The 11919-nt window shown below is 60.8% G+C and carries 9 protein-coding genes and 1 pseudogene; 4 read left to right on the forward strand and 6 right to left on the reverse strand.

Annotated features, from left to right (window positions below):
- Positions 1-4: 4 nt before the first annotated feature.
- From IB262_RS32270 to IB262_RS32285, 4 genes and pseudogenes are all read left to right on the forward strand, one after another.
- Entirely contained in the window at positions 5-976 is a 972-nt protein-coding gene (locus tag IB262_RS32270) for an ABC transporter permease (RefSeq protein WP_110819009.1), read from the forward strand.
- Positions 977-1164: 188 nt separating this feature from the next.
- Positions 1165-2165 (forward strand): annotated as a pseudogene (locus IB262_RS32275) (alpha/beta hydrolase).
- Entirely contained in the window at positions 2152-2583 is a 432-nt protein-coding gene (locus IB262_RS32280) for a hypothetical protein (protein ID WP_060520819.1), read from the forward strand. The pseudogene IB262_RS32275 and the gene IB262_RS32280 overlap by 14 nt, the downstream one beginning before the upstream one ends.
- A gap of 19 nt (positions 2584-2602) precedes the next feature.
- Positions 2603-3949 carry an MFS transporter gene (locus tag IB262_RS32285; protein WP_348646948.1) on the forward strand — a complete coding sequence of 449 codons (1347 nt, stop codon included), beginning with the start codon at positions 2603-2605 and terminating at the stop codon, positions 3947-3949.
- Positions 3950-4043: 94 nt separating this feature from the next.
- Here IB262_RS32285 and IB262_RS32290 read toward each other — a convergent pair whose 3' ends face one another.
- The 6 genes from IB262_RS32290 to IB262_RS32315 all read right to left on the reverse strand — a co-directional run bounded on the left by IB262_RS32290 (position 4044) and on the right by IB262_RS32315 (position 11905).
- The gene (locus tag IB262_RS32290; protein ID WP_063891244.1) at positions 4044-5327 is read right to left on the reverse strand and encodes an SGNH/GDSL hydrolase family protein; all 1284 of its coding nucleotides are present in this window, start codon (positions 5325-5327) and stop codon (positions 4044-4046) included.
- Between the two features lie 7 nt (positions 5328-5334).
- Positions 5335-6084: a glucose 1-dehydrogenase gene (locus IB262_RS32295; RefSeq protein ID WP_060520816.1), complete on the reverse strand. Its 750-nt coding sequence runs from the start codon at positions 6082-6084 to the stop codon at positions 5335-5337.
- Positions 6085-6100: 16 nt separating this feature from the next.
- Complete coding sequence (locus tag IB262_RS32300; protein ID WP_192494330.1) at positions 6101-8425, reverse strand: DUF4962 domain-containing protein; 2325 nt, start codon at positions 8423-8425, stop codon at positions 6101-6103.
- A 64-nt stretch (positions 8426-8489) separates the two neighbouring features.
- Complete coding sequence (locus tag IB262_RS32305; protein ID WP_060520815.1) at positions 8490-10058, reverse strand: extracellular solute-binding protein; 1569 nt, start codon at positions 10056-10058, stop codon at positions 8490-8492.
- A 39-nt stretch (positions 10059-10097) separates the two neighbouring features.
- On the reverse strand, positions 10098-10979 hold the full coding sequence (locus IB262_RS32310) for a carbohydrate ABC transporter permease (RefSeq protein WP_060520845.1): 882 nt from the start codon (positions 10977-10979) through the stop codon (positions 10098-10100).
- Positions 10980-10984: 5 nt separating this feature from the next.
- Positions 10985-11905, reverse strand: a complete 921-nt coding sequence (locus IB262_RS32315) for an ABC transporter permease subunit (RefSeq protein ID WP_060520814.1) — start codon at positions 11903-11905, stop codon at positions 10985-10987.
- Positions 11906-11919: the final 14 nt, after the last annotated feature.

Below are 11919 nucleotides of genomic sequence, written 5' to 3' on the forward strand. Positions count from 1 at the left end.
GGCAATGACTGGCGCAACCGGACGCAAATCGACCTTCATACGCAATCTCGACCCGGCGGTGGTCACTGCGTTCGGCTGCATCCTGCTGCTGCTTGTGCTCGGCAGCCTCTATTCGCGCAGCTTCCTGTCGCCGGAGTATCTGCTGCAACAATTGAAGGTGGCGTCCTTCCTCGGCATCATCGCCACCGGCATGATGCTCGTCATCCTGCTCGGCCAGATCGATCTTTCGGTGCCGTGGACTGTTGCCACGGGCGCGATGATGGCCTGTGCCGCCGCGGCCTACGGTCCGGTCGGGACAGCGCTTGCCATTCCCTTCGGCGTCCTGTGCGGCATCGGCATCGGGCTCATCAACGGCGTCGGGGTTGCCTATCTGCGCATCCCCTCGATGATCGTGACGCTGGCGACCAATGCCGTCGCCCAAGGCGTGATGGTGGTTTACACGGGCGGTTTCTCGCCACAGGATTCCGCCACCGCAGCCATGCGCTATCTCGCCACCGGTGCTCTGGTTCCCGGTATTCCGAACGTGGTTTTCATCTGGGCGCTGATCGGCGCGGCAATGGTCTTTCTTCTGCGCCGGACGGGCTTCGGGCGCGCGGTCTACGGCATCGGCAATCGCGAGCGTGCGGCCTATCTCTCCGGCATCAACACCCGCCGCATCGTCATGATTGCCTTTGCCGCCTCGGGCGGGCTTTCGGCCCTTGGCGGGGTGCTGCTCGCGGGCTATGCCTCTAAGGCCGCGCAATCCATGGGTGATGCCTATCTTCTTCCGGCCATTGCGGCGGTCGTCCTTGGAGGAACGTCAATCCTCGGCGGGAAGGGATCCTATCTCGGTACGGTGGCGGGCGTCATTCTGATCACGCTCCTGCAATCGATCCTTTCCGTTACGCAGATGCCCGAAGCCGGGCGCCAGATCATCTACGGTGTGGTGATTATCCTGATGCTTCTGCTCTATGGTCGCGCGCCGGCGAGCCGGTAGGAATGCGGGCTCGCGACACGTCACTCGGCATCGCACCTTGACGCTGCTCTCGGCGATGCGACGGAGTTCCGCCGCATAGACGGTTGGATAGTGTTCGATGCTGTCGCGAACCACACCGGATTAGAGACCAAAACCGATTGCGCTTCTCACACGTATATTCCTGGAGGTCGCTATTCTTCAGGAGCAACATGAAAGCGCGCGCAAGATTTCAGGTAGTCCTAAGCCTGCTGATTTTGATCGGGACCATTTTCGAGCCGCTCAGGGCGATCGCGGACGAGGCGCGGCCGGTTCGCATCGATGTCGGCGGCTTCAGTCTGAACAGCGTACTTCTTAAACCCGGCAAGCAGACGAGCCTGCCACCGATCGTTTTCATCCACGGTGCCAGCGCCAGTCTTTACGACCCGATGTATGCCTTTCGCGGGAAGCTCGAAGGAAGAGCGACACTTTTGTTCGTCGATCGGCCGGGACATGGCGGCTCGGATGTCGGCGGACCTGAAAACATACTGCCTGACGGACAGGCGGACGCCATCGCAAGTCTTATGGCAAGGCGCGGGATTCCGAAGGCGATCATTGTCAGCCACTCCTTTGGCGGCGCGATCGCAGCGGCCCTTGCCGTGCGTCATCCCGAAAGGGTTGTCGGTCTCGTCTTCCTGTCGCCAGCCGTCTACCCCTGGAACGGCGGCGTCGCCTGGTATTATGACGCAGCAGCCGTTCCTGTGTCGGGTGCGCTCTTCAGCACTCTGATCGCCCCGCCAATCGGCCTTCTTGCGATCGGCAGCGCGACCCGCGCGACATTTGCGCCGAACAAAATGCCGAAAACTATCTGCGTGAAGCCCGGACACTGCAGGCCCTCAGGCCCGCAGCCTTCCGGCACAATGCCCAGGAAGTGGCGGCACTCAACGACTGGACCCGGACGGCAAGTCGGAAATACCGCAAGATCAAGGCGCCGACGGTCATCATCACCGGCGATGTCGACAGGATTGTCTCACCCAATGTGCATGCACGGCACCTGGCCCGGGATATCCGCGGCGCGAGGCTTATGGTCGTGCACAACCTCGGGCACAAGTCGGACTATGTCGCAAGCGATCTGGCCGTCGCGGCGATCGAAAATATCAGTGGCCGGAAAGTCGATCTGAGCGCCGTGGCAAGGACGCTCGAAGAGCGGATCGCGGCAGATGGCGAGCGTTGATCTCTGGCGGTTGAGGTGCAGGGCAGGCATGGTCGCGCTCTATGGAACGGCGGGCGTTCTGCACGTGGCCTTTCCAGCGCCCTTTGTCGCCATCACCCCTTCGTGGGTGCCTGACGCGCCAGAGGTGATCTTGCTGACAGGACTTTGCGAGATCGCAGGAGCGATCGGTCTGCTGATCCCGGCTCTTCGCAAATATGCCGGCATTGCGCTCGCCCTTTATGCGGTGCTCGTCTTTCCGGCCAATATCAAGCATGCGCTGGACAGCCTGAGTGCGCCGGAAGTCGCTCCTTGGCAGTGGCTGTATCACGCCGTCAGGCTGCCGCTGCAACCGGTCGTCGTCTGGGTCGCTGTCTTTGCGGGAGGTGTCGTGACCTGGCCTCTGCGGTGCAATCGGCCGCGACGGCACGCGGGTGGCTGACGGCGCAGTGCTCGTATAGGTGGCCGAGAGGGGCTTCCGGCTCGGGCACCGACGTGCTAGTCAAGCTGCCATAGGGATAACCGAAGCTCTGCCTCGAAACCCGACATGTCCATTCCATGTCGGGGCGATCGCTGGTTCGTGCCCGCATGGGTCATCATGCAGGGAGAACGGGCGCATGAACCCTATCGTTGTCTTGCTCGCATTTGCGACATTTGCCACAGGAACCGCCGAAAACATCATAGTCGGCATCGTCTCCGATGTCGCCGGCGAGCTTGGCGTTTCGATCGCGCTTGCCGGGCAGTTGACGGCCGTTTTTTCGATCGTGTTTGCCTTGACGGCGCCCTTGGCGCTCGTCCTTACGATGAAGATCGAGCGCAGGCGCCTTCTTCTTTGTGCTCTGGGCCTGTTCGTCGTTAGCAATCTCTGTGCGGCAGCGAGCTCCAATTTCGCAACGCTTGTCGTCGCCCGCATCGGCATGGCCATGGCGAGCGCGACCGTCTGCCTTCTGGCAACGATGTTGGCGACCGAGCTGGTCGCGAAAGACATGAAAGGTCGAGCCATCGGCATCATTTTCATGGGGATCAGTGGCTCGCTGGTGCTCGGCGTTCCCGCGGGAATTTTCATCTGCGGACTTATCGGCTGGCGGGGCGTCTTCATCGCACTGTCCCTGCTTGCCGGCTTGGTGTGGTTGGCAAGCTGGCGGCATGTTCCGGTCTCCGCTCGCCGTAAAGCCGCGCTTCCAAGGTATCTGGACCACCTGCGAAAGCCGCCTCTCGTTGCGGGCCAGTTTGTCTCCATTCTGATGATTGGCGGGCACTTCGTGCTGTTCGCCTTTCTTGGCCCCTACCTCGTTGAGATTGCCAGCGTTGCCGCGGAAAACATCGCGATAGCCTTTGCGGTCCTTGGTATTGCCGGCGTGAGCGGTGGCTATCTCGGTGGTTGGCTTGCCGACCGGTTTTCGCCGCGCAACGTCCTTTTGCTCACGCCGACGGCCTACCTGCTCGCCCTTGTCGCGATACCGTTGGTCGAGGGCAGCTCATGGGTGATGTTCAGCGTGCTGATGATCTGGGCCTGCATCAGCTGGATGATCTCGCCGGTGGTACAAAGCTTCTTGAACTCAGCCGGGCCGGAGACGGCCGATACCGGCATAAGCCTGAACCTGTCGACAATGCACATCGGTGTAGGGCTCGGGACGGCAGTTGGGGGGATCGCGCTTGCAAACCTCTCAGTCCACGCCCTGCCGTGGGTTGGAGCGATCATTGCAGCGCTTGCCGTGGGCGCGAGTTTCTGCGCGTTCTGGTCGTCGAGGTTAGCAGAAAGACCACGAGAACGCATTCCAGGCCAAGCCAAAAGCCCTGCCACGTAAATCGGAACTCATGGGATTTTGGAGTATCGCCTCCGGATTTGGTCCTCTGTGGGCCGCGTTCAGCGCGTGTTGCGACGAGCCATGGCCATTCACGTCAAAACAGCTGGCTCTGTGGAGGCATGACCTGACGCAACTCGGGGCTTGAAAACTGCATGCTTGATGGTTGTCTTGTCGGACCAACCTGCAGGTTGAGCCCAAGCCGGAGATCTTGCATCGGCGTCTTCAATTTGATCGGAGGTGTCCTCAACACGCCCGACCACGCCTCCCTCGGAAAGGGTGCGAGGTTTCCATCACCGAGATCGAACGGAGCGAGCGCCTGCGACACCAGGCCCTCCGCCGCACCATCTTCCAGGATCAGCGAAATGTCCCGCCAGTCACCGTGCGCGGGCACTTCCACCTGGACGCTTGCCTGCACCCAGGTGCCCGCCGGCAGCGGATTAACGAAAGCGTCCGGCAGGAGATCCACGCGGCACCCGTCGATCGCCACACCGACCTCCTGCCAGTTCGCCATGCGGTCGGGCTGGCAGATGATCCGGCTTGCAGTCGTTCGACCGTGAGAAACGGCCAATCCCTCGGCCAACGCTCCGTTCCCGGCAAGAAGAGGATTTGGCAGGATGTTGCCGATCGGGTTGTTGACTGCATCGAAACGGTCGTCCTGCGCCCATATTCGAGGAGCGGGTGGAGCGAGGAAGCCACTAAGATAGGCTGCCAACGCCTTGCCGACCGCGTAACCGCCCGGAACCGAAAAGTGCGTGCCGTCGTCGGAGAAATCATCGTGTGGCGCCCCATCGGCAGAGTAAGGGTCCACCCAGACGGAATTCCAGTCGAAGACGTGGCAGTGCGGTCTCATGGCTGCAAAGGCGAGGCTCTTCTGGTTGATCCAGTGTGCTTTTGCCCGTTCCGATCCGCCGGCGACCCATTTCTGCGTGCCACGCGCCAGGATTGGCAGCAGGATCACCGTCTTTCCAGCCGCTATCAGTCGATCAACGACCGCTTCGCGGATAGACTGGATGACTTCCTTTGTCTCAACCATCATGTCGTTCGTGCCGGCATCGACGACGATCAGGTCAAAATCGAGCTTCAAGACCTCCTCGAGACGCTGTGCGATGTCCCGGGCCTTCTGCCCCGAAACGCCGGCGTTCAGTCCGCCGAAGCCACGGGTGACGCCGATCCTGCCGCTTGGCTCCCAGCCGGGAAATACGCGCGGATCGTGAAACACCGTAATGTCGAGCTGGCCGGCGGAGAGAACCTCCGCCCATGTCGCCCACCCGCGGGCGCAGGAGTGGATGTGCCTGTCGCCTGCGTGGTGGTTCTGCTGGACAAGCGACGTGCCGATGAGGGCGACGCGCTTGCCATGGATCGGAAATCGCACTGTCATGACCATATCAGGAAAGCAGCGTGCCGCCGTTTACATCGTAGCAGGCGCCGGTGATGAACGACGCCTCATCGGAGACAAGGAAGGCGACCAGATTGGCGACCTCGTCCGATCGGCCCTCGCGCCTGACCGGGGTTGCGGCAGCGACACGCTCGCGCACTTCCGGCTTGGTGAACGTGTCGTGGAAGGTCGTAGAGATCATGCCCGGGCAAACCGAATTGACGCGGATCCTTGGTCCGAGTTCTTTTGCAAGACCACGCGTGAAGGTCATGACCGCCCCCTTCGAGGTGGCATAGGCCAACGCACCAGGGCCGCCGCCATCGCGGCCGGCCTGTGAGGCAAAGGTGACGATCGCGCCACCGTCGGCCATCGCCGGAACGGCCGCCTTGGATGCATTGAAGAGTGAAGTGAGATTGACGTCGATCACCTGCCGGAAGAACGCCTCGTCCATGTCCTGCAAGGTCTTGCGCGCCAAAAGTCCGCCGGCGACATGCACCAGCCCATCGAGCCGACCGAACGCGGCAACTGCCCCGTCGACAGCCGCTTGTGCATCGGCGGCCACGGTCATGTCCGCCTTGATGGCGATCGCCTTGCCACCGGAAGCCGTTATCGCCGTCACGCACTCCTCGGCGCCAGCCGCCGAGCCAAGGTAGGTGATTGCGACCTTCGCGCCGTCGCGGGCAAGCCTCTCGGCGCAGGCCTTGCCGATGTCGCGGCCGCCGCCAGTTACTAAAATGACCTTGTCCTTCAGTCCGTTCATGACATTTCCTTTCCGATCAGAAGTTCTTGGGGATGATGATGCGCAACTGGTTGTCGTCGACATCGGTGAAATAGAGGTCGGCGCTGAAGCCCTGGTCATCGACGAAGTGAAAGACCCGCCGGGGTTCGCTAAGGGCATAGGGAACGAGAAGCGTCACCAGGGTCTGCTTGGTGGACGCTGGAAGCGTTGCCTCGATGTGATATTGGGTGGCCAGGCCCTCGATTTCGGTTGGATCGACGCCTTCGAAACCTTCGATCATGCGTATCTGCGGCGGCCCTGCGGTTGAAAACACGAACTGCCCGTAGAGCCCCGCCCGTTCGCCGGTCAGACGAAAACTGTTGCTGCCCACGTCCATTTGATGGGCGGAGTGCATTAGCCATTTGAGGGGCTGTGGTTCGATGCATTCGACGCGATCGACGATGACGAGAAAGTCGCTGCTGGCGAAATGGATGTCTCGCTCGACCCTGAGGACCAGCGGATTGTTCGCCCGATAGGCCGCCGTGGCATCGCCGCTGATGAAGACATGCGTCGGCTCCTCGCGCACCGCCGTGATCCGACCTCCCGCCTTCTTGCCGATCGCCTTGTCGCCTTCGGCGTATTGCCCGCTGTCGCCTATGAGGACGGCGTTCTTGGATATGGTCTGCCGGCGCCAGCTGCGATGCATGGTCGAGTTGAAGGCGACATAGTAACCGCTCTGGATCGCCAGATCCTCGCCGAAGGCATAGAGCAGGAATGCGTTCTGGTCGCCGTGACTGTGGCTCAAGGAACCAAAGGGGCTGCTCTTGAACAGGAACTGGATGTGGCGATCGGGATCGTCCATGTGTTTCTGGATCGCAACCCAGCCGATCTCCCTGAACCACTTGACCGGCGGCAGGTCGGCAGGCGCCTTTGCCTCGACTTGCGGGTAATCGTGCCGATAGACAAGCTCGTCGAAATTGAGGTCCCACCAGCCGTAGTTATAGAATTCCATGGCGGTACCGGCGGCATCCGCCTTCAGCCGCTCGAAATACCACTGGTAATGGGCGTTGCCGGTGACGCCGGCAAACTGGCGGACATTGTAGCCAACCTTGAGACCAGGCGGATCGCCGAGGGTGGAGTCGTCTCCGAAGCAGGCCCGCCTCGTACCCGGCGCCTTCGTGTAGAGCGGAAAATCACCTGTTTTTTGGAAGAACGGCCGCCGATAGAGATCGACCTTGAGGAAGTTTCGGATGAGATTGGCGGCTTCCGTCAGATAGGCGATGCCGGTCATCCAGTAGTGTGGACCCTCCGCCCACCCGCCGTCGCTGTCGCCCCAGGGCGAATAGAGGGTGAAAAGAAATTCGACCGTATAGTCCAGCCAGCACTCGGCTTCCGTTTCCTCACCGGCCAGCGCGATACAAGCCGCCGTGAGGGCCGCCGAAAGCGAGCGCACTGCGTGACTGTCATAGGGGAAAACATGGATGCGCGCACGCCAGATCACGTGGTCTGCGACTTCGCGTGTCCGCGCAAGGAGCACACGACGCACGCGCTCTCGCTCACCGTCATCGAGATGGTCGTATAGCCAATCGTAGCCCCAGGCGAGCGCGGTCACTACGCGGAATGCCGCCTCGTCATTGTAGGAGCGGGCCGTTGCTCCCTGCGGATCCCAGGTCGCGACCGACAGCAGCCAGTCCTTGGCCCGCGCAATCATGTCTGCGTCATCCAGGATGACACCTGCAATCGCCAGGTGCCGGATGGCGTAGATCGCCTCCTGGCAGTCGATATACATCTGCCGCCAGAGCTTGGCGGTGCGCACATTATCCGGGTAACGTTGCGGTTCGGCGATCAGGCTCCGCGAGAGCCACGGCTCCACCGAGTTCACGTAGAAGGTCTTCCAGCCGCAGCAATCAGGATCCTCCTGCAACCGGCCGCGGAAGTTGGTGATGCCATCCGGATTGAGCCACAGGCGGGGATGGCGAAGATCCATGATGTCGCGCCGCTTTGCCGCGCGCGGCAAGGCCGTCTCGGGAAGGCCCGGCTTGAGCGTAAATTCACGCACGCGGCTCCAATCGGAGGCCGCGCGCTTTTCGGCATCGTTCCAAAGGGCAAATGACCAGCAGTAGGAACCGGGTTCGAGCGCTGTATCCGGGGTGAGGAAGTTCCAGGCGATATTGTCGAAGACCAGCGTCCGCTCGGGCGCAAAGCCCGCATCGCTCGAGATCCGCACCACATAGCGCGCATCGTCGTTCAGGGCCGGCAGCCAGCTGAAACGGGGCGGATTTTCGACAGAGCTTTCGCCGGCCGGCTGATAGCCGATCGTCAGGGTCCCCGGTTTTGGCTCATCGAGATATTGCAGGCGGGGTGCTTCAGCGGTTTTGGGCATCGAAATGACGTCCTTTGAATACGTGATAGAGGCGGGCGCGACCCGGTCGCGCCCGATAATCGGATCAGTTCTTTCCGTATTGGCGGTCATAGGCCGCCTGCATCACCTCGGAGACCTTGGCGTAGCCGAGTTGGTCGAGGCGGGCGACGTAGCCGTCCCAGGAGGCATCCACATCCTGGGCTCCGAGGACCCAGGTCTGCTGCATTTCCATCATGTAGGTGAGAAGGCTCGGCCAGTACTTGTCGTAAACGGCGCGCTCGTCGCTGTTCATCGAGACGCCGGTAAACTCAGGCTGCAGAAGCCCTGGTTCCTTCTCGTACATGGCGATCCCGTCGAGAGCCATCTTGTTCGTCCATTGCTCCTCGGAGGCATAGGCGGCCCAATAGCCACGCGGCACGCCGGCGCCGATTTCCCACATCTGGGCGTTCACCGGCTTGGGGTTGTGAAGGACGGTCTGCTTGTAGACGGGCTTGCCGTCGACCATGTCATAGGTCTCGCCCTCGATGCCCCAGTTCGACAGGATCCGGCCCTTTTCGGAGAACCAGAAGTCGAAGTACTTGATCGTCTCGACCGGGTGCTGGTTCGAATAGGAGATCGCCCAGCCTGCCGGCTGAACGGTCGCACGCCGGCTGTCCTCGAAGCGCCTCCCGGACACGGTCTTCGGCGGCAGCATCGGCGCGAAGTCGATGCCTGGAACGCTGTCCTTCAGAGCGTCGGTGTAGTTGGACGTGCTTGCGAACCAGTCGTGCGTCATGCCCCCGATATTGTTGCCGAGCATGTATTCACGCACCCGAGCTCCACGCGTGAACACCTCCGTATCGATCAAGCCCTCCTTGAACCACTGCGCAACTTTGGAAATGCCGGTCCTATAGTTCGGCGTTGTCCAGGGATGCACGACCTTGCCGTCTTCGATCATGAAGTCGCCGTAGCGTTCCGAGCCGGACACGCGGGCATCCCACATGTTGATCAGTCGGACTGCTTCGATCGGCTCGCGCGCGAAGTAGGGAACTTCATCCTTCTTGCCGTTGCCGTTCGGGTCTTTCTCGCGGAAAGCCTTGAGAACGGCATAGAGTTCGTCGACGTTTTCCGGAACCTTCAGGCCCAGTTTGTCGAGCCAGTCCCGGCGGATGAACCAGGCACGCGAGAACTCGCCTTCGGGCACGTAGGGGATGAAGTAGATGTGACCGTCAGGTGCGCTGATGGCCTGGCGCACGATAGGATGCTCATCAAAGAACTTCTTGAGGTTGGGGGCGTTCTCCTCGATCAGGTCATCCAGGGGCATGAAGGCGCCCTCCATGCCATAGCGAATGAAGTCGTCCTTCAGCCCGCCGGTGACGTCGCCGCCAACGATGTCCGGCAGGTTGCCGGAGGCCATCAGCAAGTTGAACGCATCCCGGCTGCTGCTGGTCGCAAGCGAGGCGACATTCTTCACGTGGATCCCGGTCCATTCGGCCGCCTTCTTCTCGACGGGCCAGTCTTCCGTGTAGACGTATTTGTCACGGAAATGGAAATGGATCGTCAGCTCGAGCGGGTCGTCCGTAATCTTCGTCGAAGCGTCTTGCGCATAGACAGGGCCCGATTGCAGCAACGCACAGGTGGCAAGCAGCGCCAACGTGTCTCGAATATATCTCATTCCATTCTCCTCCTTAAACAGAACTGACTGAGACGGCCGTTATTCCTTCACGCCGCCAAGGGTGATGCCCTTGTTGAAGTATTTCTGGATGCTTGGATAAATGAGCAGCACTGGAATGATCGAAGCGATCATGATCGCCGCGGTGACGGTCTCGAACGAATAACGAGACGTCAACAGGCTGCTTGCGAACTCGTCGTTGGCGGTAAGATCGACGATGATCCGCTTGAGGTAGAGTTGAAGCGGGATCTTCTCCTCGCCGCGCAACAGCACCATGGCCCAGAAGTAGCTGTTCCACCTGGAAACGATGCAGAACAGCGCAACCGTGATGATCGCCGGTTTGGACAAGGGGATAAAAACCTTCCAAAGCAGCTGGAACTCGCTGGCGCCATCCATCTTGGCGGCCTCCTCGAAGGATTTCGGCACGGCCTCGAAGAAGTTGCGCAGCAAGATGACGTTGAAGGCGTTGCAGGCAAAACCGATGATGATGCCCAACCGAGAGTCGAGCAGCCCGAGATCCCGCATGTTGAGGAAGAATGGGATCATGCCGGCGTTGAACCACAGGGTGAACGCGACCATCATGTTGAGGATCTTGCGCCCCCTTAGGCGGGCACGCGACAGCGCATAGGCGCCAGGGATCATGATCGCGAGGCTGACCGCCGTGCCGCCGAAGGTGTAGATGAAGGTATTGCCGTAGGCGATCCAGAAGAGCCGATCCGAAAGAACGAATTCGTAGGCCGCAAGTGTCAGGTCCTTCGGCAACAGCACGACCTGACCCGAGGTGACTGCGGCACCCGACGAGATCGATACCGACAGGATGTAGATGAACGGGTAGAGCGTCGAAAGGACGAAGAGCCCGATCAGGGTCGCGTTCGCATATCCGAAGATCCGGTCGCCGCGAGAATAGAGATTGAAGCTAGCCATGACGATCACCAGAGCGAGGTTGTCGAAACCTTCCGGCTGATCCGGTTGGCTGCGAAGACGAGAGCGAAGGCGATGACCGCATTGAAGAGGCCGGCGGCGGTGGCAAGGTCGTACTGCGTACCCTGCAGACCCGTCCGGTAGACGTAGGTCGAGACGACGTCGGCGGTGCGGTAGGTTGCCGGCTGGTAGAGCAGGATGATGTATTCGAACCCGACCTCGACGAGGTTGCCGATGCGGATGATCAGCATGATGATGATCGTCGGAAGGATGCACGGAAGCGTGATGCGCCACATCATCTGCCAGCGCGATGCGCCATCGACCCGGGCCGATTCATAGAGCGTCGGGCTGATGCCGGCGATCGCCGCGAGATAGACGATCGATTCGAAGCCTGCTTCCTTCCAGATGTTCGATCCGATGAAAACGGTACGGAACCATTCCGGCTGGGTGAGGAAGTAGACCCGGTCAAGGCCGAGGCTCGACAGAATGAGGTTGACCACGCCTGTCGTGGGAGACAGCAGGTTGATCACAATGCCCGCGACGATCACCACGGAGATGAAGTGGGGCAGATAGACGATGGTCTGGGAAAACCTGCGGCCCAACTCGCTCTGGAGCTCGTTGAACATGATGGCGAGCACGATAGGTACGGGGAAGGCGAAGATCAGCCCGAGGCCGCTGATGGTGATCGTATTGACGAATGCGCGGATGAAGATCTGGTCGCCAAGGAGGGTGCGAAAGTTCTCAAGACCCACCCAGGGACTTCCGGCGATACCGCGGAACGGGCTGAAATCCTTGAACGCAATCTGCAGCCCTTCCATGGGCTTGTAGAGGAAGAGCATAAACCAAAGGAGCATCGGAAGGATAAGCAGGTAAAGCTGCCAGTCTTTCCGGAGGTCCTCGCCAAGGCGCTTGAAATATCCGGCGATCATCGATGTCATCCTCG

The sequence above is a fragment of the Ensifer sp. ENS02 genome, assembly GCF_014851885.1.
GTDB classification, from domain to species: Bacteria; Pseudomonadota; Alphaproteobacteria; order Rhizobiales; family Rhizobiaceae; genus Ensifer; species Ensifer adhaerens.

Coding starts and splice junctions, on each gene's coding strand:
- IB262_RS32270 (WP_110819009.1), top strand. CDS start 5: ATGACTGGCGCAACCGGACGCAAATCGACCTTCATACGCAATCTCGAC.
- IB262_RS32280 (WP_060520819.1), top strand. CDS start 2,152: ATGGCGAGCGTTGATCTCTGGCGGTTGAGGTGCAGGGCAGGCATGGTC.
- IB262_RS32290 (WP_063891244.1), bottom strand. CDS start 5,327: ATGACAGTGCGATTTCCGATCCATGGCAAGCGCGTCGCCCTCATCGGC.
- IB262_RS32295 (WP_060520816.1), bottom strand. CDS start 6,084: ATGAACGGACTGAAGGACAAGGTCATTTTAGTAACTGGCGGCGGCCGC.
- IB262_RS32300 (WP_192494330.1), bottom strand. CDS start 8,425: ATGCCCAAAACCGCTGAAGCACCCCGCCTGCAATATCTCGATGAGCCA.
- IB262_RS32305 (WP_060520815.1), bottom strand. CDS start 10,058: ATGAGATATATTCGAGACACGTTGGCGCTGCTTGCCACCTGTGCGTTG.
- IB262_RS32310 (WP_060520845.1), bottom strand. CDS start 10,979: ATGGCTAGCTTCAATCTCTATTCTCGCGGCGACCGGATCTTCGGATAT.
- IB262_RS32315 (WP_060520814.1), bottom strand. CDS start 11,905: ATGATCGCCGGATATTTCAAGCGCCTTGGCGAGGACCTCCGGAAAGAC.